At 44.7% G+C, this 25,901-nt stretch carries 21 protein-coding genes and 2 pseudogenes; 4 read left to right on the top strand and 19 right to left on the bottom strand.

The features are described from left to right. Nucleotides 1-96: 96 nt before the first annotated feature. The 11 genes from ccsA to CJF29_RS06125 are packed head-to-tail and all read right to left on the bottom strand — an operon-like array spanning nt 97 to nt 14,419. Nucleotides 97-2,574, bottom strand: coding sequence for a cytochrome c biogenesis protein CcsA (gene ccsA, locus CJF29_RS06175; protein ID WP_074638559.1), 2,478 nt, complete (start codon nt 2,572-2,574; stop codon nt 97-99). Between the two features lie 44 nt (nt 2,575-2,618). Continuing rightward, on the bottom strand, nt 2,619-3,749 hold the full coding sequence (locus CJF29_RS06170) for a PTS cellobiose transporter subunit IIC (protein WP_074638560.1): 1,131 nt from the start codon (nt 3,747-3,749) through the stop codon (nt 2,619-2,621). Nucleotides 3,750-3,787: 38 nt separating this feature from the next. Further along, on the bottom strand, nt 3,788-4,672 hold the full coding sequence (locus tag CJF29_RS06165) for an aryl-sulfate sulfotransferase (RefSeq protein WP_074638561.1): 885 nt from the start codon (nt 4,670-4,672) through the stop codon (nt 3,788-3,790). Nucleotides 4,673-4,688: 16 nt separating this feature from the next. Further along, nucleotides 4,689-6,491, bottom strand: coding sequence for a c-type cytochrome (locus CJF29_RS06160; RefSeq protein ID WP_074638562.1), 1,803 nt, complete (start codon nt 6,489-6,491; stop codon nt 4,689-4,691). Next, nucleotides 6,488-9,001, bottom strand: coding sequence for a hypothetical protein (locus CJF29_RS06155; protein WP_099146229.1), 2,514 nt, complete (start codon nt 8,999-9,001; stop codon nt 6,488-6,490). Before CJF29_RS06155 ends, CJF29_RS06160 begins: the two co-directional genes overlap by 4 nt. A 47-nt stretch (nt 9,002-9,048) precedes the next feature. Then, on the bottom strand, nt 9,049-9,765 hold the full coding sequence (gene deoC / locus CJF29_RS06150) for a deoxyribose-phosphate aldolase (protein WP_009000615.1): 717 nt from the start codon (nt 9,763-9,765) through the stop codon (nt 9,049-9,051). Between the two features lie 42 nt (nt 9,766-9,807). Continuing rightward, entirely contained in the window at nt 9,808-10,842 is a 1,035-nt protein-coding gene (locus CJF29_RS06145; protein ID WP_074638564.1) for a zinc-dependent alcohol dehydrogenase, read from the bottom strand. A 14-nt stretch (nt 10,843-10,856) separates the two neighbouring features. Then, nucleotides 10,857-12,383 carry a xylulokinase gene (gene xylB, locus CJF29_RS06140; RefSeq protein WP_099146230.1) on the bottom strand — a complete coding sequence of 509 codons (1,527 nt, stop codon included), beginning with the start codon at nt 12,381-12,383 and terminating at the stop codon, nt 10,857-10,859. Between the two features lie 30 nt (nt 12,384-12,413). Beyond that, complete coding sequence (locus CJF29_RS06135; RefSeq protein WP_004304749.1) at nt 12,414-12,893, bottom strand: Lin0368 family putative glycerol transporter subunit; 480 nt, start codon at nt 12,891-12,893, stop codon at nt 12,414-12,416. A gap of 13 nt (nt 12,894-12,906) precedes the next feature. After that, nucleotides 12,907-13,278 (bottom strand): Lin0368 family putative glycerol transporter subunit, encoded by a 372-nt coding sequence (locus tag CJF29_RS06130; RefSeq protein ID WP_004325051.1) that lies wholly within the window; start codon nt 13,276-13,278, stop codon nt 12,907-12,909. A 52-nt stretch (nt 13,279-13,330) separates the two neighbouring features. Further along, nucleotides 13,331-14,419 carry an SMP-30/gluconolactonase/LRE family protein gene (locus tag CJF29_RS06125; protein ID WP_099146231.1) on the bottom strand — a complete coding sequence of 363 codons (1,089 nt, stop codon included), beginning with the start codon at nt 14,417-14,419 and terminating at the stop codon, nt 13,331-13,333. Between the two features lie 381 nt (nt 14,420-14,800). On the opposite strand from CJF29_RS06125, the gene CJF29_RS06120 reads away from it, so the two are divergent. From CJF29_RS06120 to CJF29_RS06105, 4 genes are all read left to right on the top strand, one after another. Then, nucleotides 14,801-15,094 (top strand): hypothetical protein, encoded by a 294-nt coding sequence (locus CJF29_RS06120; protein ID WP_074557927.1) that lies wholly within the window; start codon nt 14,801-14,803, stop codon nt 15,092-15,094. A gap of 11 nt (nt 15,095-15,105) precedes the next feature. Continuing rightward, nucleotides 15,106-15,396 (top strand): cell division protein ZapA, encoded by a 291-nt coding sequence (locus CJF29_RS06115; protein WP_074557855.1) that lies wholly within the window; start codon nt 15,106-15,108, stop codon nt 15,394-15,396. Between the two features lie 123 nt (nt 15,397-15,519). Next, nucleotides 15,520-17,055, top strand: coding sequence for a ribonuclease Y (gene rny / locus CJF29_RS06110; RefSeq protein WP_074557854.1), 1,536 nt, complete (start codon nt 15,520-15,522; stop codon nt 17,053-17,055). 64 nt (nt 17,056-17,119) lie between these two features. Beyond that, a complete protein-coding gene (locus CJF29_RS06105) occupies nt 17,120-17,875 on the top strand; it encodes a copper homeostasis protein CutC (RefSeq protein WP_074557852.1) in 756 nt (251 codons plus the stop codon). A 118-nt stretch (nt 17,876-17,993) separates the two neighbouring features. On the opposite strand, the pseudogene CJF29_RS06100 reads toward CJF29_RS06105, so the two are convergent. The 8 genes and pseudogenes from CJF29_RS06100 to CJF29_RS06065 all read right to left on the bottom strand — a co-directional run bounded on the left by CJF29_RS06100 (nt 17,994) and on the right by CJF29_RS06065 (nt 25,899). Continuing rightward, nucleotides 17,994-19,208, bottom strand: a pseudogene (locus CJF29_RS06100) (sodium ion-translocating decarboxylase subunit beta). 14 nt (nt 19,209-19,222) lie between these two features. Further along, nucleotides 19,223-19,659 (bottom strand): annotated as a pseudogene (locus CJF29_RS06095) (LapA family protein). A 246-nt stretch (nt 19,660-19,905) separates the two neighbouring features. Further along, a complete protein-coding gene (locus CJF29_RS06090; RefSeq protein WP_074557850.1) occupies nt 19,906-20,748 on the bottom strand; it encodes an FAD/NAD(P)-binding protein in 843 nt (280 codons plus the stop codon). Further along, complete coding sequence (locus CJF29_RS06085; protein ID WP_099146233.1) at nt 20,741-21,754, bottom strand: 4Fe-4S dicluster domain-containing protein; 1,014 nt, start codon at nt 21,752-21,754, stop codon at nt 20,741-20,743. Before CJF29_RS06085 ends, CJF29_RS06090 begins: the two co-directional genes overlap by 8 nt. Nucleotides 21,755-21,763: 9 nt before the next feature. Beyond that, entirely contained in the window at nt 21,764-22,564 is an 801-nt protein-coding gene (locus tag CJF29_RS06080) for a 4Fe-4S binding protein (protein ID WP_074557846.1), read from the bottom strand. After that, nucleotides 22,557-23,030 (bottom strand): hydrogenase iron-sulfur subunit, encoded by a 474-nt coding sequence (locus CJF29_RS06075; protein ID WP_074557844.1) that lies wholly within the window; start codon nt 23,028-23,030, stop codon nt 22,557-22,559. The genes CJF29_RS06080 and CJF29_RS06075 overlap by 8 nt, the downstream gene beginning before the upstream one ends. Before the next feature lie 14 nt (nt 23,031-23,044). Then, complete coding sequence (locus CJF29_RS06070) at nt 23,045-25,045, bottom strand: CoB--CoM heterodisulfide reductase iron-sulfur subunit A family protein (protein WP_099146234.1); 2,001 nt, start codon at nt 25,043-25,045, stop codon at nt 23,045-23,047. Further along, nucleotides 25,033-25,899: a CoB--CoM heterodisulfide reductase iron-sulfur subunit B family protein gene (locus CJF29_RS06065; RefSeq protein WP_099146235.1), complete on the bottom strand. Its 867-nt coding sequence runs from the start codon at nt 25,897-25,899 to the stop codon at nt 25,033-25,035. Before CJF29_RS06065 ends, CJF29_RS06070 begins: the two co-directional genes overlap by 13 nt. Nucleotides 25,900-25,901: the final 2 nt, after the last annotated feature.

Raw genomic sequence — 25,901 nt, 5'->3', positions numbered from 1 at the left:
TATGTTTCCTGTAAACTTCTCTTATTTTCGGCTATTTTCAGAGATAAGTCATTGATTATATGATCTGCCACATTTTTGTTTCTCCCCGTATAATACTTAAAAGAAAGACGAAAATGTGGCAGAGAGTTTCTTTAAACGTCTGCGGGCAAACAACGCTAAAACAAGTACGAGGCATACGCCCAATCCCCATATCCACAACAAGAAATCTCCTCCTTCGGTTTTTCCATAAGAATGCAGACCGCTCAAATAGTAGTTCACCCCAAACCAAGTCATTATAACCGAAAGGACGGCAACGACGGAAAGCAGATTAAAACACCAGGTGGTCTTTCCTTTTAGGAGGGGAATAAAGCGGATATGAAGCACCAATGCATAGACAACGATTGAAATCAATGCCCAGGTTTCTTTAGGGTCCCATCCCCAATATCTGCCCCAGGAGACATTTGCCCAGATAGCTCCAAGAAATGTTCCGGCGGTCATAAAGAACAGACCGAGAATCATTGCCATTTCGTTCAGCAGTGTCAGTTCACGGATGCGGAACAAGAGTTTCACCCGGTTGGTGGCGGAAAGTAAACTCATCAATACAAGATTAAACAACCCTGTCAGCGCACAAAGAGCAAAAAAGACGTAACCGATCATAATGATAGCGACGTGAGACATCAGCCAATAAGATTGAAGTACCGGAACTAAAGGAGTTATTTCCGGATTCAGGTGATTAAGTCCTGCTACAAAAAGCATGATTCCGCCCAATAGTCCTGCCAATGCGGGAAGAATACGGAATCGGCGGGCAAACAGTAGTCCACTACCTACCAGCATCCAGGAAGTACATATCATCGACTCGTAAGCATTTGCCCAAGGGGCATGTCCGCAAATATACCAACGTAACAAGACACCTCCCGTATGTGTGAGAAAAGCGATTGCCAGAAGAGCAATCAGAATACTGCTAATTTTTCTTCCCCATTTAAAGTCCGCAATAATCTCTCCGCAGGCAATGAAAAGTAGGATACCACCCAAAATCAAGTAAGCCAGACGACACCAGAAAAATAAATCCAATTGATTATAGAGAAGTTCGGCTTTCACTTTTCGGTTGTCAATAGCGGGGACTTTAGCCTTTGCTTGTTGGTAGACATTCATCATTTCAACTACCTTGTCTGCTTCCTTCCAGTTGTTGGAACGAACTCCATTTCCTAGCTCATAGATATACCAATCCATGATTTTAGTTACAAATAGAGAATCTTTCCCATGAAAAGCGCTCAAGTCATCACCCGGTGAATACCATTTTCCCTGCAAATCATTTCCATCCGGGAAAAGCGGTAACAGTTGGTGTTGCATGATGCGATATACGATGTTTACTGATTCATCCAGTTTTAATAAATCCGAGTCCAATCGTTTTCGCTCCGCAGCCGGTTTAGCGTAAATTGTGTTCAGTTCATTCGTCAGGATATAGTTACCGTCTGCATCAAACACATCTTGCCAGGCAATGTATTTGCCATCTCTGCCGAAGCGTTGAAGAAGTTCTTTATTATCAACTTTGATAAAAGGAAAAGCGCCCCATTCATCGGGAAAAGAAAGTAGATTCAAAAAGAATTGATCTGAATTAATGCCATTCAGTTTATCGGCTCCATACAATTTGCGTAAAATGGCAGATGTATAACTGTTGACGGGTTCGAGGCGTCCGTTAGGGTTAAGCACTACCAGACTGCCAAACTTTTCGGCATGTAAGGAAGAAACACAAGGTAATTGTGAAGCGAGGAGAGATTGTTGTGAAGAGACAGCCGGTTGTTGTGCACGCAATGCCTGCATATTGAAGATGCCGGATACAGTCAGAAAGAGCAATAAGCAGAAAGGGGTATTCTTTTTCATTTCTCCCAATTCTTTACGCAACCGCCCGAAACGGGATTTCTTACTGAACAATGTCAAGACAAAACCTACCAGTAAAAGGAAATATCCCGTATATGTAAGCTGCATACCGGGACGGTCATAGCTCACTGATAACACGGTACCTTGTTCGTCAGAATCGAATGAAGACTGGAACAGACGGTAACCATTCACATCAATCACTTTATTCATTCGTATGGTTGCCTGTAAAGGAGATTCATTTTCTCTCTTAATCACCAGGTCACTTTCATAAGACATCGGACTATGAGAACCCGGATAGCGCTGCAACCGGAAATCTTCCAGAGTTACAGAGAAAGGCAGGGAAGCATTTTCCATCCCTGTTCCTTCCTCTTTCATCATGCTATTTGCCGTTTCCCCTTCACGGATATGCATGATACCCGTCACTCCTACATAGTGAGTAACAGCAGCCCCCAACCAGATAAAAAGAAAAGCTCCATGAAAAATCAGACTGCCTTTACTAATTCTCTTAAAATAGCTTCCCTGAAAGAACATAGCCAATAAATTAGCTGCCTGCAACAACTGCAACAGTATAAACCAGGGGGCATAATAAAAAGATTCACGGGCAACGGCAGGACCATAAGAGTTTTCCACTAAAGTGGCTACCGCCAATATCAGGGCATAAAGTCCCGCTAATATGTACATCAATACCGGTGAAGCGATCAGTCGAATCAATTTCATCTGTTTTTCTTTTATAATAAACAATGCTTTTATAAATGAGGCTTTTATAGATAAGCAATTCCTTCAATTTCTACCAGCAATTCCTCTCTGCATACATCCGCATAAAGATATACGATAGGAATGTCCGGACAGAGTTTATCCAAGTCTGCTTTCACTGCTGACGCATCCTCTTCATTCTTGAGATATACACGAAGAAGTCCCAACTTACCGGAATGTTCCGGTAGTTTCTCCCTACCCTCTTCCAAGCCAATCAAATGCTGGATATTTTCAAGAGTGATTTCCGTTTGAGAAAGAACATCTCCGGTCGTTACACTTTCCTCGCCACGGATAGCAGCTGTGCCGGAAATATAAATCACCTCCTGCCGACGGTCGGACAGTGACTTTCCTCTTTCAAATTTAGGTGTTCCTTTCTTCCTATCTGCCCGATGGCTAATCAATACCTCATCCGAATAGACATGAGCAGCTCGTTGCCAGTCGTTATCTAAAGGAGCAATATCCACTTCTCCACTGACAGCATTGAAATCAATCAGAACGCCGCCATGCTGTGTGCCAATCCCCGTTGCCGCCGGATAACCTGATTCCCACTCCGAAGAAGCATAGAACAGGGTACGCACATCATTGAAATCCTGATAACACTGATTGCCATGTGCAATATCCGTGATATTTTCCAGATAATTCCACTGACGGACAATGTCGCCAAAATTCATCTGCTCCGTCTTTAAGATCTCTTCCGCCTTTCTGAAAGCCTGTTCCGATTGTTCACGAACAGGAAGATTCAAATCATCTGCGTAAAGTCCCCCTACTATTATTTCCCGATAGTGAGGAGTCATGATCCGCAGGTAGCGGACAGAGGAAGAAGTGATTTGTTCCTCTATGGTGACTGCCTCATCCGTAATTTCCACCAACGAATGTACCTCCAATACCAAGTCTGCTACCAAAGGCTTTTGAGCCACCAGCGAAACAACCGGACGGGGAGAAACGAAATGCCGCTCCACCCATTGTTCCAGAAAGGAACGCTGAAACTTGTATTCCTGATTATCCGTACAGCGTGTAAAGAGTACAAGACGGAGCACCCTCTCTTCGCGGACAGCGGATGAAAGTAATTCCTCCGCCATCTGTTCCCAACTGTTTCCTGTCGTTTTATACAAATTACATGTGATTCGATGATACTTCATACTGCAAATTTCAATGTTTTTCTGATGATATATACTTTTTAATGATAGGAAGCAACACCTGCCGGAACGTCCATGCTATAGACAGATGACATCGTCTTCAATCCCGGAGTATTCTCCAAAGAATAAAGCACTTTCTTTTGACGGTCTACCAACAACATGTGTACCTTTTCTTTTGGATTCACATGTCCCGTCCAGTTCGTTATCAGGATGCGTCCGTCAGAAAAATACTGAAAACCTCCCAAAAACTTCAACGGTTTTCCAGGGATATCCGCATTCGATAATTCCCAAACAGTCTTTCCGTCTGCCGTTACTTCGATAATTCTCGGATTCTGGTCTTTATCTGCTACGGCAATCAACGTATGCCCATTGGGCAGACGAGTCAGAGAATGCGGTCCGCCGGGAACATCCAGTTTCCACACCTCTTTGCCGTTCGTGTCATATTCCGTCACACATTGCGGTCCGTAATGTGCTACCAGAAAATGCCCGTTATCCAAGCGACGTGCATTACGCATAAATGCAAAACCTTTCTCTTTCACTCCCTCCGGCAGGATGCAGACTTCTTTCACAATCTTACCTTTAGGAGAGATTTCCAGCATACGCCCCGTGGTACATTCACCCACAAACGTATTGCCGTTCTTCAACCGCTGACAGGCAAAGACCGGACTTTTAGACTCGTAATGGAAGATTGTATCATTCTGACGGGTCATTTCGAGTACCCCATGCCCAGTGGTGAAAAGGATATTGCCATTAGGCAATACCCATAAATCATTAGAATCGGGAGCTTTGTGCTGCCATACAATCTGATTGTTTTCCATCACAAAGACGATTCCCTGTGAATAATCTGTTCCTGCAAACGTCCGGGTCTGTGCCAACAGGGGTGCAGAGAACAGAAATATCAAAATCGCACTATATATTCTTGTCATAACTAATCATTCAAAATTACAAAGACAATACATATTCCTCCAACTCTTCCAGTTCTTTATCAGAAACAGGCTTATGAGGTCCGTGTACCTTTAACATATCTTTCATCGAATAGCTACGACCGTCATACAAATAAGGAGCCGTACGCCAACATTCGTTCAGAGCAGGAACGTCCATAGCCAGTCCTTTATCAGGTCCGGTAGTCCAATCCACTTTATATTGCTTCTGATCCGTATAGTATTCTCCGGAATGGCAACTCGCGCAGTTTTCTTCAAATATCTTCTTTCCTCTTTTCGCTTTCGCAGAAAGTTTACCATTCTCAAGATAAGGGCTTGGCAGAGGCTTCAGAGATTTCAGATATTCGTCGATAGATTCGTAGATCTCATCATTTCCCTCCATAAACAGGATATATTTCACTCCCGAACGAACGGCTACTTCGGCATTTTTACGAATACCGGTCGCCATACAAGGCGGAGTTTGATGGGAAAGCAAGAGTGTTTTCGTGTTTTTCGGATTACCCATGCCATCATTCAGCAAGTCCCAGTTAAGCCCGTCCATGCGTGCATCATTCGGATGACAGGTTGCACAACTTTGCCAGTTCTGGAAACAAATGGTTGCATCATGGAAGTACATATCTCCCTTACCAACTTTAGTGAAAGCCAATGGAGCACCCAGAATCTGCTTCTGCACATTCTTACCGTTCAAATCCATAGACACCAATTCCGACGTATAATAGTTGGCAGTATAAATTTTACCTCCCGTAGCTACGACCGAACGCGGACCTTTTCCCTGTGTAGGAATGAAGTCACGGATGCCATACAAGAATCCCGCATCATTAGGTATATTCCCCCACGCTTTCATGGAAGGAGTAACCATTTCTCCTTGTTTCGCTTTGCCAAGACGTTCATGCAAAGCTATACGATCGATGCGCACCAATTCCTGACTACCGGCAGCAGCTACTATGATCTGCTTATCATCCGGAGTAACAATTACCGACCACGGATTGGCTGCTCCTTTCTGTGGAGTGTCTAAGATGACGGAAGTGAGCCACTTTCTAGCTTTCAAATCAATGATGGATAATGTATTTGTAGCCATCCATCCTCTATCCAGCTGATTGGTAGGCAACTGATAGCGGGAGATTAAATGAGTGACATACGCGAAAGTATGATTCTTATCCACCGCTACCGACTTCACATCCGTAGAACCGTTCGGCAACATAACACGTCCCGAAACCTTTTTCGAAAGTACATCTACCATATCGAGCTGTACTGCAATCGGATAAGGCGTAGAAGGCATTTCCGGCAGATTATTGGCTATCAGCAGACAGGAATCACCTGCAAAGGCAGCCATCGACACTGGTTCGCGACCGACAGCTATTTTTGTTTTCACCTTACGGGTGGCCGGATCAATCTCCCAGAGTTCGTTGTTGAACCGCTGCGTAACCCAAAGAGATTTAGACAACGGATTATACAGAATATCCGAAGGAGTAGCTCCGCTTTTTGTTTTGGATTGTACAGAGAGTTTCTTTCCATCCAGTTCGTACATGGTACCGTAGTTTCCGTCACATACCACCCAGAGTTTACCATTCGCATCCTGCGTCATGGCATTGACAGGGGACGAGAAAGAGACTTTCTTTTCCATTTTCTGTCCGTCGGACGACATCTTGATAATTTCACAGCCTGCCCTGTTTGTTACAAACAAGGATTTCCCGTTGTCTGCCAGAAACAAACGGTCCGGTGAAACCGTCGTTTCCGCTTCTTGCCAAGACGCACAAAGAAATATAGCAGCCATACCAACAGGTATCAATATCTTCTTTTTCATTTTTTCTCTTGTTTAGTTTGAAGGGATTGAATGTATTGACGAATATTCTCCTGATCTTCCGCACGGGCTGCTTCCCGCTTCTTATCATAATAGTTGTAGAAGTCGAGATCCTTTTGCGACCAGTTGTTCGCTTCACGGTAGTCTCCGATTTGAGGCACAAGCAAATCAATCCAGAGAGCTACTTTTCGTATTTCCTGCGGAGTCAGTTTAGTACCTCCATGTCCGCTTTCCAAACGTTTAATCAGATTGCTCGTGTTGGAGCCTGCAAAATAAGGCGGCAACAACGTAGGTTCGGACAAAGCACTGATCCAGTTTACTTCCGGATGATGTGCGTTACCTCTCCATGATCCCTCTTCTTTTTTCTGGGTGGCATGAGTCAGGTTCAGATACGAATCCGTATATTTTCTTTTGCTTCGTTTATCCATTACTTTCAATTCGCCTTTCAGGCTCATTGGTTGCTTCACTCCATCGTGACAAGAGATACAATGCTTGTCCCAGATAGGTTGGATTTCTTTCAGGTAACTGAAATTACGTTCGCCCATCTCATCTTCCGGAGCCAATGCCTTGACACCTTTATTCATTGCCATGGATACCGGATGCCCTGCTACGGGAACCGTGTTCTTATGTTCGTGGCATCCTACACAACTCTGCACTTCATTCGGCTGCAAAGTAGACCAGCTACGCATAGTTTGCACCACACGCCCGTTTTCGTCCAATGCCTGAAAATAAAGCGGTCTGCGTGCAGGAACTTTAAAGAATGCGGAACCGTCAGGATATACTTCCGTCACTCCCAACACTCTCTTCACATCCCAGGCAGCATTGCCCACTCCTACCGGAGAACTCATGATAGCTCCTCCACCTTTATCATTACCGTTCACTTCACCTACACCTGCTGCACGGAACTGGATTTCCACCACACGCAACTGTTTGATAGTTCCCGGTTTCACACCTTTCAATCCATTACCCTCGTAGATATTCTGCATATAATATACGCCTTCATTCTTTGTATAATCTACCGAAGATGAACGGCGGAACGGACGTTTACGGGGAGCGACCAACACAGGCTGGTTGCAGGATATGCGTGCATCGGATACGAGTAATTCACGTTCTCCGTCCGCATTCATCCAATAAACGCCAAATTCCATCGGATGTCCGACGTAATAACCCAACGGAGTATACGATATTAAAAATTCCGTCTCGCTCAATGGAAAAGGATACTGGAACTGATCGGTAAACTTTCCATAACCGTCAATACGTTCCGGTTCCGGTTTGTGAACCGGAGCTACGAACATAACACCTTCATTCTCATCACGCCCGGCTTCGGGATCTATAATACCCAGTTTGCCATGTTGAGGAGTATGGTGACCCATAAAAACTGCCATCAACTTACGAGTGCCGGGAATCTGGCGAATCTGTGCCACCGTTGTCGGGAACCAGCTGTTCATTCCGTAATATTCAGCCTGTCCTGTTCCATCGGGATTCATCTGGAACAAAGGCTGTGCCCATACCTGGCCACGGTCATTGTAATCCCAACGAGTATAGACCACCCGACCGTCATCCAACAAAGTCGGTGTTACCGTATGTACCTGGTCGAAACCAACCTGACGCATATAACGCCCCTCCCTGTCGCAGAGATACATATTGCTGACTTCCGTAAACCAGCAGTCTACCGTACTTCCGCAACGGGTAGAGTTGAACAGGATATTGTCATCCGGCAAGTAAATACCTTCAATGTCGGCATGTCCTTTCCCGAAAGTCAACTGCTTGATTTCCCGTGTCTTTAAATCCATTTCATACAGATGGAAGTCGTCTTCCTTGCGGGATTTCTTCCAGGAGAAAAGCAGATGCTGACCATCAAAATGAAGATTCGGATCACGCACTACTCCTTCTTCATCTGTCAGCATGGTTTCTACTTCCGCCCAAATTCCATTCATCTTCAATTTCGCCAACGCACCGCCCGCAATGTAGTTGCATTCAGCACGGGCATCCGACACCCCTTCGGTATAAGCAAAGAAAGAGGGACGCAACGTTCTGTACTTTGTGAAAACAATCTCCGGTTTATCTGCTGTGAAGGCTTCCAAACGCTTGATACGTCTTTGTTCACACGCTTTCAGATAAGAAAGGAAAGCCGATTCGATGCTTTCCGGAGTATTAGTCACGGGAGCTTTGATGTTCAGTTTCTGTAAACGCACGGAAAGTTCCTGATTAAAACTCTTATTAAACCAGTCTACATCACCCGTTGTTCCATCCTGTAGCCACCAATCGTAATAGACTGGATAGGCACGCGTCAATCTCCGGTGCACGGCTTTTATCTTGTTTTCTGTTTCTTCCTGATTACCTTTCTGTTTTATCGCCTGAATTTCCGCGTACTTCTTCTGAATCTCGACGATAAAACCTTTCGCGTCGGTAGGCTGAAGGGAAGTGTCTTTCGTCTGCCATGCTACAATGGAGAGAAACACACAGCATGCCATCCCACACTTCAACAGCTTCATTAATTTCGATCTTATCATTTTATCTTCTTATTTACCTTAAATTTACCTTCCTGAAAAAAGAACGATTACAAACCTTTCTTCAGCTCCTTATAGGATTCCACAATCTGAATACCGCTTGATGTACCGATACGGGTAGCGCCCGCCTGAATCAATGCCAACGCAGAATCCAGATCACGAATACCACCTGCTGCTTTCACTCCGATAGTAGGTCCTACCACACGACGCATCAATGCTACATCATGCACTGTTGCTCCTGCTGTACCGAATCCGGTAGAGGTTTTCACAAAATCCACTCCGGCTTCTTTAGCTATACGACATACGGTTTCTTTCTCTTCATCCGTCAGATAGCAAGTTTCAAGAATGACCTTACAGATCACACCGGCAGGTTTGCAGATAGAGACCATGTCTTCAATCTCTTTCTTTACGATTTCAGTCTGTCCTTTCTGTAAAGCACGAACATTGATGACTGTATCTATTTCAGTAGCACCTTTGGCAATGGCATCACGGGTTTCAAATGCTTTGCACTCTACTGTGTTCTGTCCCAACGGAAAACCGATAGCGGCTCCTACACGTACTCCCGATCCTTCAAGCAACTTCACACAAGTTTCTACTTCCGCAGGATTGATGGCTACCATCGCAAACTGATACTGACGGGCTTCCGCACAAAGTTTCTCAATAGGCGATGCATCACCGAAAGGTTTCAGGAATGTATGGTCGATCATACCTGCCAACTGTTCTACTGATAATTCTGCAATCACTTCGTTTATATTCTTCTTTTCCATTATTTTGAGTCGTTTAATAAGTTATTATAAATATGCTGTTTCTTAAAAAGTCAATACGCATTTCAATACTTCACCCCGTTTCACGGCAGCAAAGGCTTCTTCTATTTCTTCTATCGCAAAGCGATGCGTGATAAAGTCGGATGCAGAAAGTCTGCCCTCTTCAATCCATTGTGCCAATGTGGTCATTGCCGCCTTTTCTTCGGAACGGGTAGGCCATTGATGCATGTGCAGGTCGAAGTTATAAGGAGCTTTCGATAAGTCGAAAGTTGGATTCTTAGTCATGACGCCATAGACACAAACATCTCCACCCATCTTCACTAATGGTAATACGGAATTTACGACTACATCCAGTCCTACCGCATCAATGACAGCATCATAAGAGCGATTAGCCGCGGCAATAAATTCCGAAGTACTGATTTCAGCGGGTGTATATCCGTTGTCTGCTCCCATCCGACGGGCTACTTCCAGTTTAGCGGGAAGCATATCGACAATATCAATCTGTCCCAGACCGAACAATTTACCCAACTTCACAAAGCTCAATCCTACAGGACCAGAGCCTACTACGATCACCTTTTTCCCCGGAGTCAGATTGAAATCCTTGAAAGCTCCCAACACTTCGCGCCAGGTACAAGAGATAACTGCTTCTTCCGGTTGCACATGTGAAGGGACTGTGTTCTGAATCTCAAAACTGTCCCAGCATCCCTGTTCGGGTGTAGCCAGTCCCTCTTCTTTCAGTACTTCAAAGTCATTCACTACTACATATTCGCTGAAACCACCCCAGCCGCTGTCGACACCTTGCGCACCAAAATCGGAAATAAGACCACCAATAGCACGGTCGCCTACCTTAAAATTACGTACTTTTTCACCGACAGCTACTACAATTCCGGCATTCTCATGTCCCAAAGCCAGCGGGTAAGTATCCACTCCGGGGAATTTTCCGGCTATCAGTTTACTGTCAGTCGCATTACACAAAGCGACCATTTCCGTTTTCACCAATGCCTGATAAGCATTGATAACAGGAGTTCCCACCTGTCGTATTTCAATTTTGCCGGGAGCCGGCACTATTACTGTTTTCATTTGATTATTAGGTTTTATATAGAATCTAGTTCAGTTTTTGCAATTTCAGTATACATATCGCACAAAGCGTGATAAGCTTTATCAAAAACAGGCATCCAAGCCTCATACTTCTTCACGTTTTCCTGAATCGGCTGCACAGTCTGTTCGATACGGACAAAGCGGTCTATCACAGAGAAGTCTTTAAAGACTCCCGCACCGATACCTGCCAGAATAGCCGCTCCCATCGAAGTAGCCTCTTCCAGATAATTAGGTACACGGATTTCTGCCTGATAGATGTCTGCCATCATCTGGCGCCATACAGGATTCTGCGCACATCCTCCAATCACCGTCACCTGGTCGATGGGAACGTGTTTGCGGAAGATATTGACGATAAATCCCAGATTGAGGGTAATTCCCTCCATCACAGCACGTAGCATATCACCATGTGTATGCCCCAGCGTCAGACCGATAAATGCTCCTTTGGCGTCTACATTCCAACGGGGAGTACGTTCACCAAGCATATAAGGTAGGAATAGGAGTTTATTGGCTCCTATCGGAGAGGAAAGAATCTGTTCGTCAATCAGTTCGAACACGCTACGTCCGAATTGAGTAGCCAATGCCTGCTCGTGCTGGCAGAGTTGGTTAATCATCCAATTGTAAGAGGAGCCTGCCGCCTGCATCGTTCCCGACGGATGCAGCATACCCGGCACTACATGCGCCCAATTCATAGTGCGGCGTTGTTCGTCTACAATCGGCTTTTCCACTGTGAGTGCTACCCAGGAGGAAGAACCCAGATAATTGTATGCACTACCCGGAGCCACACAGCCAACCCCTACTCCGGCACAGCTGCCATCGCCACCGCCACAAATGACGGGAGTTCCGGCCAGTAGGCCTGTTTCACGGGCTGCTTCGTTTGTTACTTCACCGATAACGTCGATAGATGAACGAACGTCCGGAAATAAAGCAAGGTCAAGTCCTGCCGCTTCTATGATTTCTTCACTCCATTGCCAACGGTTCAGATCGTATGCGTTAGTACCCGAAGCATCGGAAGGGTCCGTAGCAAGAGTGCCACACAAGCGATAATTGATATAGTCTTTTGCGTTCAGCATCTTGGCTGTCTGCGCAAAGACTTCCGGCTCGTGTTTCTTCACCCACATCAGTTTCTCTATGGAGTAGGAAGCACTGATCCTGTGTCCCGTGATTTCATAGAAATGAAGAGGGTCTATCTTTTCGGAGAGAGTCATCTCTTCTTCCTGCGAACGCTGGTCACAATAAAGCATGTGAGGACGAAGCGGACGACCGTTCTTGTCCACACAAAGGCATCCCATCATTTGTCCGCTAAGTGCCACACCGGCAATATCAGCGGGAGATACCAGTTCGAGAAGTGCTTGTGTAGTGTCTACAATGGCTTTCCACCAATGGTGCGGATTCTGTTCCGCCCGGTTGCCGGAAGCGTAATCTGTTGGGTAAGCGGCTGTGCGCGAAGCAATCAGCAAGCCCGATTCGTCGAATAAGGTTGCTTTATTACCGCTGGTACCCAAGTCATGTGCTAATATATACATATATGTTTTTTTTCTTTTCAGTTAATAGAGTTAGAGTGCCGCATTTGTATATCCGGTAAGTCCTACGAAAATACCGCCGACAATACCACCCAGAATAATCACCAGCCAACGGGGAAATGCTTCTTTCAATAGTCCTCCGCGTGTTCCTTTCGGCGCGCAAAGTACGTCGGACAAGATAAATCCCATTGCAATTGCCCATCCCATATCTACCCAGGGAGCACTGCCACGATTTCCCTGATGAATCAGGCAGAATTGCATCGGCAAGCCTTCGGCGTCATTCAACAGTCCGGTAGAAAAACCGAATCCGGGCAATTTGTGATTGACTACCCAGAAAGTACCGATAATAAGGGCGGCTGCCATAAATCCACCTATCGGCCCAAAGTCCTTTACTAATTTAGGCCAGCTCATCAGCACTGTAAAAGTGACGGCAAAAGCTCCGAAAATAGATGTGATGATTCCGGCATGATACATGCCGAAAAACTCATTATAAGTCTGTAACCATTCGCTCATTGTTCTTTCCTCCTTAATTTATCTTCCGGGCACAATCGCACGAACGGATTTTCCATACTAGTATTCCTGCCAGGGCACCTCCTATCAGACAACAGATTAAAGTGGGCACTGCATAAAAGAAGTTGGTGATATCTCCCTGAAAACGGACAATTCCCCAGGCGATTCCGGCAGAACCGATGCACCAACCCTGATCGAGCCATATTTTTCCCGGAGGATTGAGAATGGCTCCATGATAATGATTCATATACCACATAATGCCGATAATCAGCGTTGCCGCCAGCCAGCCTCCCATCAGACCGTATGTCTTCCAAAGTTCTGGCCAGATGCCAAACGCAAATCCACCACAGATAGCGGAGCCGGCAAAGGTCGATAGATATTGTTTCATATAATTGATAATGTGTTTTTTAGGTTTATAATAGTAGTTCGGGGTTGTTTATTTATTCCAAAGACAGCTTAGCCAGTGTGAAAGGCTTGTCGTGTTTCGTGTTTACCTTATCCGGTCCGGTCACCAAGTCGAAGCAAGATACAATCACCTGTCCGTTCCATACGATAGGTTCACCCGGCTGATCCAGACCTCCGTCGCTTCCGTCACAGTCAGGACTTTGAGCAATACGCTGAATTTTTCCGTCTTTATCAATACGTGCAACTGCATTTGCCGAGAAATCCGCTACCCAGATATTACCTTTATCGTCTATACACATTCCGTCCGTGGTACGCAACTGGGTGGTATCTTGCGCCCATACATCATTACTAAGTACATTCCCTTCCACATCCATCTTTATGCGATGAACTGCACCGTCACCGAAGTTTCCTACAAAGAGGTCGCCCGCTTCGTTGAAAACAATTCCATCCAGTCCGTATTGTACTTCTGGGTTCTTTGTGATAACGGTGGTAATAAGGTTTTTATCTTCTAATGTATTAGTCACTGCCACATCACGGTCATTCATATCAAAGCAATATACCCCGCTGACCAACAATCCCGAAGGATCTTTTATCTGCGATAATGAACTCTGGGTGACGTACAGTTTCCCGTTGCGGATACGCAGACCGTTAGGATGCTCCATACCGGATGCCACAGTGATTGTTTCTTTTAATTGGTCGTTTTCAAACTTCAGACGAAGAACACGTCCTTTATTCTGTGCTTTCTCTGCTCCACTCCAACCTTGATTGTCGCAAATAAACAGATCACCCTCTTCATTTAAGGCAATCCCCATCGGAGAAGCCCAGCCGGTTTCTTCCAATACCGGAACATCCATCCATTTCGTAATCTCGCCATTTTTGGTGATGCGCATCAGACAAGCAGGCTGTGTGATATCTGCAAAATTCGGACAGGCCAGAATCAAATCTCCATTAGGAGCGATAGCCATTCCGTCCGGTGTCGGACAACAATCCGGTAAATTTGCAAACAATTCGCTCTTCTGCGGAAGAGCATTCTCACCACCTTTTTGTTTCGGAGAAGTACATTGAATACAAGTTGCTCCCATCAAAGAAGCTGCCACAAGAGATAGTAAATAATACTTTTTCATGGTTAGATAATACAAATATTTATGTTTATAATATGAGTCCGTTAGTTCGGTACGCAAACATACTGGTATTTATCAGCAAAGAAGGAAAATGACAAATCAATAAAAGACAAAAATTGTTCAAAATGCTATTAAAAGAGCCGGTTTGAGCTGTAAATAGAGAGAAGGAACAAAATATGGAAAGGCTGAAAACAGAATATGAAAGGATTGAAACCCCTTTCATATATACCTTATATTATAAAAGCAGTCGGCACTTACTTCCTATGCAATACTCTACTTTCCCCTCCGTTCATGGCTAATTTAGGCTAAAAAGAACATTTTCTCATAAAAAGTTTTTGTAATATCAGAGTTAATCGTATTTTTGTGTACAATTTTGGTGTAGTGATGACAGAAGAAGAAAAAAAGTTATTGAATTCCTTTGAAACGCAACTCCGGCATTTGATTTATTTACACGATGAACTAAAGCGTGAAAATGCCGAGTTGAAGAAGCTTCTCGATAATGAAAAGCTGAAAAACGAGAAGGTACAAGCTCAATACAATGAATTGGAAGTCAGCTATACAAACCTAAAAACAGCTACGGCAATCAGCCTTAACGGCAGCGACGTAAAAGAGACGAAGCTGCGATTGTCAAAATTAGTGCGTGAAGTCGATAAATGCATCGCTTTGTTGAATGAATAAGAAGAAGATGTATGAACGATAAAATAAAGATAAACCTGCAGATAGCAGATTCAAACTATCCGCTAACCATCAACCGTGAGGAAGAAGAAATGGTACGGGAAGCCGCCAAGCAGGTAAATATCAGGCTTAATAAGTATCGGGAGGTTTATAAGAACTTGGAACCGGAGAAAATTATTGCCATGGTAGCCTATCAGTTCTCGTTAGAGAGACTGCAATTGATGCAACGTAATGATACCAGCCCCTATGTGGAGAAGGTAAAAGAACTGACAGAATTGCTGGAGGATTATTTTAAGGAGGAATGAATCCTGACCGGCTATTCACTGATAAGAGATAAAACAACCACGCACTGCACAATATCCAAGCAAAAGTATATGCTTTGATATTTGGCGGTGCGTTTTTATTTATATACTTAAATTAAATGTAGAATGATAGCAATAATAGCAACAGCAATTGCCTGCTTCATCGTAGGAGGAATCCTTTCATATATACTATTCCGGTATGTACTGAAATCCAAATACGATAATGTCCTGAAAGAAGCGGAGACGGAAGCGGAAGTAATTAAGAAAAACAAGCTGCTTGAAGTAAAGGAGAAATTCCTGAATAAAAAAGCAGATCTTGAAAAGGAGGTAGCATTGCGGAATCAGAAGATTCAGCAAGCGGAAAACAAACTGAAACAACGCGAAATGGTTCTTAGCCAGCGTCAGGAAGAAATCCAACGTAAAAAGATGGAAGCCGAAGCTGTAAAAGAGAATCTGGAAGCGCAACTTGTCATTGTCGATAAGAAAAAAGATGAACTCGACAGACTGCAACAACAGGAAATCGAGAAACTGGAAGCAATCTCCGGATTGTCTGCCGAGGAAGCTAAAGAACGTTTGGTAGAATCACTGAAAGAAGAAGCTAAAACGCAAGCACAATCATTCATCAACGACATTATGGATGATGCCAAGTTAACTGCCAGCAAAGAAGCGAAACGGATCGTTATCCAGTCTATCCAACGGGTAGCTACGGAAACTGCCATCGAAAACTCTGTTACGGTATTCCATATTGAATCAGATGAAATCAAAGGACGTATTATCGGACGTGAAGGACGTAATATCCGTGCCTTGGAAGCTGCTACCGGCGTTGAAATCGTTGTTGACGACACTCCGGAAGCAATCGTTCTTTCTGCTTTCGACCCGGTTCGCCGTGAAATTGCCCGCTTGGCACTGCATCAGCTTGTGACCGACGGACGTATCCATCCGGCCCGTATCGAGGAAGTGGTAGCTAAAGTTCGCAAACAGGTGGAAGAAGAAATTATCGAAACCGGTAAACGCACAACCATCGACTTGGGTATCCATGGTCTGCATCCTGAATTGATCCGTATCATCGGTAAGATGAAATATCGTTCTTCTTATGGTCAGAACCTATTGCAGCATGCACGTGAAACAGCCAATCTTTGTGCTGTGATGGCATCTGAACTGGGATTGAACCCGAAGAAAGCGAAACGTGCAGGTTTGCTGCATGATATCGGTAAAGTGCCTGATGAAGAACCGGAATTGCCGCACGCATTGTTGGGTATGAAACTTGCCGAGAAATACAAAGAAAAACCGGATATCTGCAACGCTATCGGTGCTCACCACGACGAGACGGAAATGACCAGCTTACTGGCTCCTATCGTACAGGTATGTGACGCCATCTCCGGTGCACGTCCGGGTGCACGTCGCGAAATCGTAGAGGCTTACATCAAGCGTCTGAACGATCTCGAACAATTGGCAATGGCTTATCCGGGTGTAACAAAGACTTATGCTATCCAGGCAGGGCGCGAACTCCGCGTGATCGTTGGTGCGGATAAGATTGACGACAAGCAGACAGAAAGCCTGTCAGGCGAAATCGCTAAGAAGATCCAGGATGAAATGACTTATCCGGGACAAGTGAAGATTACCGTCATTCGTGAAACACGTGCGGTTAGTTTCGCTAAATAAAGCAACTATTCAAAAGAAGATTCATATAAGGGCGAAGAAATTCGCCCTTTTTTAGTACAAGACTATGGAAAAGTATCAAATTGAGATTTGTACCAATTCAGTAGAAAGCTGTCTGGCTGCACAGGAAGGTGGTGCCAACCGCGTGGAATTATGTGCCGGAATACCGGAAGGCGGGACAACCCCTTCCTATGGTGAAATAGCCATTGCAAGAGAAGTATTGGCTCATACCCGCCTGCATGTTATTATCCGGCCACGTGGAGGAGATTTTCTTTATTCGGAAATGGAAATCAGAACAATGCTGAAAGACATCGAAATCGCACGAAAATTGGGAGCGGACGGAGTTGTATTCGGTTGCCTGACAGCAGACGGCGAAGTAGACTTAACATCAATGCAGATTCTAATGGAAGCCTCTAAAGGGCTGTCAGTCACCTTCCACCGGGCATTCGACGTATGTCGTAATCCTCAAAAAGCATTGGAGGAGATCATCGAGCTGGGATGCAACCGTATTCTGACTTCCGGTCAGCAACCTACGGCTGAACAAGGTATCGGTCTTTTAAAAGAATTGCAAGGACTGGCTGCGGGAAGAATTACGTTACTTGCCGGCTGTGGAGTAAATGAAAATAATATTGCACGGATTGCGGCAGGAACCGGAATCAATGAGTTTCATTTCTCGGCACGCGAAAGTATTCAAAGTGAAATGAAATTCAGAAATGAAGTTGTCTCAATGGGAGGAACAGTACATATCAACGAGTACGAACGAAATGTGACTTCCGTGCGAAGAGTCAAAGAAACAGTTGAGGCTTTATATAAAGGAATGTAAGTGATCGCCTCTCTACTATATACTAAGAAATGGTGAACATACAGCTTTAAGCCTTTTGTTCACCATTTCTGTTTTGCATTACCACCAGCGGTATCAAGAAAAACTGCTATACCTTTATTTATAAATAAGGAATCACCGTAATATAAATACCTGTAATAATAGCCGAAGTAATTACTCCCGAGATATTAGCTCCCAAGGCATCTCCCAAGACGAATGAGTCCGGATTATCTTAGCTTACAATCTTTTGTGCAACCTTTGCGGTAGTCGGCACACAGCTAACTGCTGCAATACCGATGACCGGATTGTAATTACCCCGTTTAATAATATACATGATATATCCTCCGATTATTCCTCCGATACCGGAAAGTAATAATGCTACAATGCCTAATACTAATAGTTTCAATATCTTCGGATCGAGCAGCAGATGTGCATCACAAAGTACACCCAGCAACACGCCCAACATAAAAGTCGATCCATAAAGCAACGGACCGCTCACAAAATCATAGATGTGTTTCATACCCGACTCACGAACAGCAACCCCCAGGAACAAAGAGAAAAACAAAGGAGAAGCTACCGGGAATAAGAAACAGAGAATAGCACAAAGAACAGCAGAGAAAGCCAGTTTTACTTTAGCATCGTAATTCTTCGGAGCTTTCTTTGTCACCATCTTAATAGCACGGAAACGTTTGGGAACCAACAGCTTCACAAGGTAAGGATAGCCTCCATATGTCAATCCTAAATAAAGATAGGCAACCACCGTAATAGGCACAAACAAATGCTTTGCCAATGCCAGTGAGGTAAACAAGACCATCGGTCCGTCTGCTCCACCTACCATCGCCACTGATGCACTTTCTTTGAGAGTCAGGCCGAAAGCGGAAGCAATAGGAACCGTCAGGAAAGTACCCAGTTCTGCACACAGAGCAAGGAATATACTTGCAAAAGGTTTCTGAAGCAAGAATCCGACATCCAGAAGCGCCCCGATACCCATAAAGACAAAGCAGGCTATGAGCCCATTACTAAACGTCAGGGTGTAAACAGGTTGCAGGAAATCTATCTGCATGGTATTCATTAATTGATCCGTATCTGAAAGCATCGGATCGAGAAAGAGGTTACCCAGTGTGCCGTCGGGCATCATCAGTGTTCCACAGTTGATAGCCACCATTCCGAGTCCCATCGGAATCATCACCATAGGTTCGAGGATACCTTTCCAGCCCAAATAGATCAATAACAGACCGAGAAGTACCAGAAAAACTCTTGCAGAAGCAAGCACCCATCCGCTTGCCATCATTGTACCAATACCTTGAAATAAGGTAGCAAAATCTATATTTTCCATAAATTAGTTTTCTTTCATTGTTTGTTGTTAGTCAGTTTCTTTGAGTTCTTCTTATTGGCATGTACCTGCTCTTCTTCCCGAAGAAAAAATTCACGGGTATCCTGCGAATAATAATAATTAACCAGATTATTTTCCGAAGCTCCCGGACTCACTCCATGATAATAGCCGGGATAACCAGTAAAGTTCCTGTCAATCCCCCTACTATAGTCTTCACGAGAATCTCCTAAAGCATCTTCATCTACAATAGGTATTTGCCGGACTAATCTTTCCACCTTCTGCCGATGCTGCCGCCAGCGTCGTAGCCGGGCCGGAGTAGCTCCAAACGGTGGGAACTATAAAAATCAAATGAATCAGCCGCATAGGCAATCAACTTGATGACCGCAGCGACAAAAAAACCGATGAGGAAAGTAAGCCCCATCATCGCAAGAGTAGATAGTAATAAATGAATCATAGTAATATAAAAATTAGGTTGTACAATCATATTCAAAATAAAGAAGAGGCGCCCAATGGTGAAACCATTATAAAATTTAGACACACATGAAAGTTAATCCCACTGGGCATTCCTCATCACCATATAAAAACAATCGGCGGATATTATTTGCCTGAAATCACTTCGGTATATATCCTAGTTTTTATACGACGTAACTCCCGTTTCACAACGGAAAACACAATATTTTAATCCTTAAACACCTTATCATTAGTATTCAGGAGGTATATCATTCAACTGGGCTTTGGTAAATACGGGACCGTCTTTACAGACATACAACTTCCCGACATTACACCGTCCACATTTTCCAACACCACATTTCATCCGGTTCTCCAGGGTGGTATAAATATTCTCATCGGCAAAGCCTAACTTCTCCAATACAGGAAAAGTGAACTTTATCATCACCGGAGGTCCGCAAACTATTGCCACAGTATCTGCACTGGCAGGTGCAGCAGCCTCAAGCACCGAAGGTACAAAACCGACTTTTCCTGTCCAGTCGGGAGTCTCCCCCCCAGGATCAACCGTAGTTATCAGATTGACATCCGGACGGTTTTCCCATTCTTTCAGCTCTTCTTTATATACCAGGTCGTTAACAGACTTGTCTCCGTAAACAATCGTTATATCTTTAAAATCTTCCCGCCTGTCCAATGCATTCCAGATGACGCAACGCATCGGCGGAAGTGCTATACCACCTGCAACGAACAACAGATTCTTTCCTTTCCACTCGTCCAACGGAAATGTGTTTCCGAAAGGTCCGCGAAAACCGACGGTAGCTCCTTCTTCCAGTTTGGCAAGTCCGGTAGTCACCCGTCCTGCCTGACGGAATGTACACTCGATATATCCTTTACGAGTAGGCGATGAAGCAATACAGAAAGTTGACTCTCCTTCACCAAACGCAGAGTATTCACCAAACTGTCCGGCTTTGAAATGAAAGGCTTCTCCTTCCTTCTCGTCTTTAAATCTTAACCGGAAAGTCTTCACTCCCGGAGCTTCATGGGTTATCTTCTCAATCACCATCAGGTGCGGAAGATATATATTCGACTGCTCATTCATGGCTTGATATCGATATTAAGTGTTCAAGTATATTCATATCTACCGGGCAGGCACGCGAACAACGTCCGCATCCGGTACAACCGGTTTCCTGTATCCGTTCAGGCATATAGGAGAACTTATGCAAAATGCGCTGACGCCAACGGGCGCTTTGTGTCGGACGCGGATTATGTCCGGACGTATGGAGGGTAAACAGCGAAAAGCCGCAAGAATCCCAACAACGGACACGATGGCCGGACGAACCTTTGGCATCTTCCTGAATATCAAAACAGGCACAGGTTGGACAAACATAAGCGCATGCGCCACATCCCAAACAGCGTTCGGACTGTTGTTTCCAAACAGGACTGTCGAATGCTCCCGCCAACTTCTCCCGTACATTATCAACATTGAAACGAATGGGAACGGATGCCAGATATTGTTCCTTATCAATTTCTTCGGCAGGTGTATATTCTTTCACAAAGAATTTAACCAATGCTTTGCCTTTTGCAGTCAAGACTTCCACCAATGCACTCTGATCCGGCAACTCCGTAATCTGAATATCACTGCCGGCAGTATTACCGGGCCCCCCGTGAACGGAAGTACAGAAACATGATTCATCGCATTGTGCACAACTGAAGCTGATTAATGTCATTTTCTCCCGCCGGGCATTATATAGTTTATCTTTATAATCCCAATTAAAAATACCGGAAAGGGGTGCAACCCCTGCCGCATCACAAGGACGGATTTTCCAGAGAATCATTTCGGGAATTGCATTAATATCCGCTTCCTGCAAAGTAGCTTCTTTCCCGTCTTTCTGATAAGAGAACAGCACTTCTGTTTTCGGGAACGCAAATCGTTTAGCCGACTGGGTAGTCTGCACATAGTCCGTCGCTACCTCATCGTAAAAAGTCACTCTTTTGAAGTCTACTTTATCTCCTGAACGCACAGGAGCAAAAATATGCATCTCCTTTTTCACCATCTGGTGAAACCATTCTTGCAGACTGCTTTTACTGATATGTAGATTTTCCATTACTTTCTTTTAATGTATAAAGTTCTCTTTATCTTCTGCCTTGAAGGTAGAAAGTACATTTCCCGCAGGATTGATAGCACCGGGAGCAACCCCGAACTCGTCCTGAATGTCTTCCATCATACTTTGTGTCATCAAATGAAGAGGAATCCCCACCGGACAAGCTTGCTTACAAGCGCCACAACCGATACAGCGTCCTGCCATGTGCATCACGCGGTTAATCTGCCACTCCATATTTGTCAGCGGAGCAGACCAGGGTTGTACCCACTGCGGACAATTGACCTCCACAATACACCGGCTGCAATAACACAACGGACAGGCAGCCCGGCAAGCATAACATTTGATGCATTTCGACATTTCCCCCATCCAGTATTTCCACCGCTCTTCACGACTCATCTTTTTCAGACGATCAATCAGTTGAAGATTCTCCTCACTAATAGTCAAGGGAAAATCTGCCAGATATGTTTTTATTTCATCGAATCCTTTAAACTGGATAAGTTCTCCATGTCCGTCAACGGTCAGTACCAGAAGATTATCTTCTTTCAACTGGTTTTCGAATGCCAATTGAACAATCGTCCGTAATGCCGGAACCGTAGCTGTTATAGCCACTTTGCCTGTTCCTGTTAATTCCCGTTTTGTCAGATAGACTGCGATATTATTCGTGCAACGGTCGTCCAGTATCAGTCTGTCGGCATTTTCTGCCTGCCGGCAAAAGAGAGGACGTGTTCCGTGATTTCCTTCTTCATAGCCTATCACAAGATTCACTTCTCCTTCTTGTAACAAAGCAACTGCTTTTTCTGTCAGTTTACTCATAGATAGCCTCCTTTTCCAAATAGTCCGAAGCTTTCTGATACTCCAGATAAGGTCCCAGTTCACGGATTCCGGCAACTGTTTCATTCACCAGATCAGCCCACTTGGCTCCCTCCGCCGCCGACACCCATGAATAACGGATACGACGTACATCAATACCCAAGAAGTCGAGCAGTCCGCGGAATACAATCCAACGACGACGTGCATGGAAGTTTCCGGATGTATAATGACAGTCATTCGGATGACAACCTGAAACGATAATTCCATCAGCACCTCCGGCAAAGGCTTTCAACAGTAACATAAAGTCAATTCTTCCTGTACAGGGGAAGCGAACAATTTCTACATTAGCCGCATATTTCAACCTGCTCGTACCTGTCAGGTCTGCCCCAGCATACGTGCACCAATTACAGACAAAAGCTACAATGCGCGGTTCAAATTCTTGATTATTCTCGATCTTATTTTCGTTCATAGCTTACTCTCTTTTTAATGGTTCAGCAATGCCATCACTTCGGCATAGACCTGTTCATTGGAATATCCCTGTATATCAATAGATTTGGAACGGCAGAAAGCAACACAGGTACCACAACCCTGACAAAGTCCGGGATTTACTTTAGCAACTGTCTTTATTACATTCCCATTCCTGTCTTTTATTTCTTCACGTTCGATAGCCTGATAAGGACAAGCTGTCTGACACATGAAACATCCTACGCAAGTACTGAATAACGGAGGGGCAGTACGATTGACAACGGCTATCAACGGCTCACGAACCAGATTTGCCTGTGAAAACAATCCTGCTACTTTCACAGCGGCTCCCGAAGCCATTCCCACTGTTTCGGGAATATCTTTCGGTGCCTGACAGGCTCCTGCCAGATAGATTCCGGCTGTATTCGTTTCCACCGGTTTCAGTTTGGGGTGAGATTCGGCAAAGAACTGATAAGGGTCATAGGAAATGTGCATCTTCTGCGCCAGTTCTTCCGCTCCCTTGTTGGCGACTCCCGCTGTGGCAAGCACTACCATGTCAGCTTCTATCTCGACAGGTGATGCTCCCAACAGGGTGTCTACTCCTTTAACAATCAATTTACCGTTCTTCTCATATATGCGGGCGACGCGACCACGGACGTAATTCACTCCATCCTCTTCAATGGCACGGCGCACAAATTCTTCATAATTCTTTCCTCCGGCACGAATATCCATGTAGAACACGTACGATTCGCCACCATGTACCTTGTGCTGATAAAGCATCGCATGTTTGGCAGTGTACATACAGCATATCTTAGAGCAATAAGGAATTCCTTTGGCCGGATCACGGGAACCGGCACAGGCTACAAATACAATCTTTTGAGGAATCTGTCCGTCAGACGGGCGGCGTATTTCACCGAACGTAGGACCGGAAGCCGATGCCAAGCGTTCAAACTGTAGCCCGGTAATGACATCTTTGTATTTTCCATATCCGTATTCGGGGAAAAAGTCAGTGTTCAACACATTGAATCCTGTGGTAACAACAATGGCTCCTACTTCTTCGGTGATGATGCTGTCTTCCTGTCCGAAGCGGATAGCACCCGTTGGACATAGCTTTTCGCAGACTCCGCACTTACCGTTACGATAATGGGTACAGTGTTCTTTATCGATCACCGGTTTATTGGGCACTGCTTGAGGAAAAGGAACATAAATAGCTGTACGCATTCCCAAACCGGCATTAAATTCGCTCGGTATCTTTTTATTGGGACATTTAGTCGTGCAAAGTCCGCAACCGGTACATAGTTTTTCATCGATACTCTTTGCTTTCAGGCGAATACTGGCTTTGAAATTTCCAATAAAACCTTCCACATGTTCCAATTCGGCGTATGTATAAAGAGTGATATTCGGATGCCGGGCTACTTCCACCATTCGCGGAGTGAGAATACACTGCGAACAGTCTAATGTAGGAAAGGTTTCCGAAAGTTGTGACATGTGTCCGCCAATAGAAGGTTCTTTCTCTACCAGAATGACCTGATGTCCGCAATTGGCGATGTCCAGACTTGCCTGGATTCCAGCAATGCCTCCTCCGATTACCAATGCTTTTTTGGTGATAGGAACTTGAATGGGAACCAAAGGATGATTCCGTTTTACTTTTTCAACCAGACTTTTGACAATATCAACAGCTTTACGGGTGGTTGCCTCTCCTTTCTCGTGTACCCAAGAGCAATGCTCGCGAACATTAGCTATTTCACACAGATAAGGATTCAACCCGGCTTCCGCACAGGCCCTCCGAAAGGTAGGTTCATGCATTCGCGGAGAACACGCAGCAACTACAACGCCATCCAATCCGTATTCTTTAATGGCATTCTTTATCAAAGTCTGTCCCGGATCAGAACACATATATTTATAATCAATGGCATAGGCAACGCCTTCCATTTCTTTTGCCGCTTCGGCCACTTTTTCGCAGTCGACAGTTGCACTGATATTTTCACCGCAATGGCAGATAAAAACTCCTACTTTAGACATACTTCTGCCTCCTTCAAATTTACAGCTACAAAATGACGACCCAGTCCCAACTCTTTGGGAGTCAGTCCGACAGCGAGTCCGATAGCTTGTGTGATATAAAGAACGGGTATGGTCACAGGTTTTGCCAGATAGTTATTGATAGCAGGACGACGCATATCCAGATTGGAATGGCACATCGGACAAGCTACAACCACAGCTTCAGCTCCCCGGTCGTCAGCATCTTTTAGTATATTTCCGGAAAGACGTCCTACCAGATCTGTACGGGAAACGGATAAACCGGCACCGCAACACTCTGTTTTAAAAGCCCAGTCAATAGGAGTCGCCCCAATCAGAGACATGATTTTATCCATGCTTTGCGGATCTTCCAGACGGTCGAAGTTTAATATTTTATGGGGACGCACCAACAAGCAACCGTAGTAACAAGCCACTTGATGAGCGAACGGACGTACTATTTTCTCTTTTAATGTATCCAGCATGTATTTCTCTATCATCTGGAGGACATTCAATATTTTCACATTTCCAAGGTAACGCATTCCAACTGTAGTCAGTATTTCATCCTTCAATACTTCATTGTTCATTAATTCGTGTTGAGCAACACTCAAACGATTGTAACAGGAAGCACAGGGGACAACGATTTCTTGAAATCCCTGTTGTTCCGCCAATGCCAGCACACGGGTGGGTAAGGCAAGAGACAATTCTCTACTCATGGAGTGAGCTGCCGTTGCACCGCAACAGTTCCAGTCTTTCAACTCGATCAGTTCGAGTCCCATCACCTGTGCCAGTGCTTTGACTGATTCATTGTATTCACGAGAAGTTCCGTTTAGCGAACATCCTGGATAGAAACCTATTTTCATAG

Origin of the sequence: Bacteroides celer, assembly GCF_002632415.2 — a bacterium.
In the GTDB taxonomy this organism is placed as follows: Bacteria; Bacteroidota; Bacteroidia; order Bacteroidales; family Bacteroidaceae; genus Bacteroides.
This window is presented reverse-complemented; position numbering and strand designations above follow the sequence as displayed.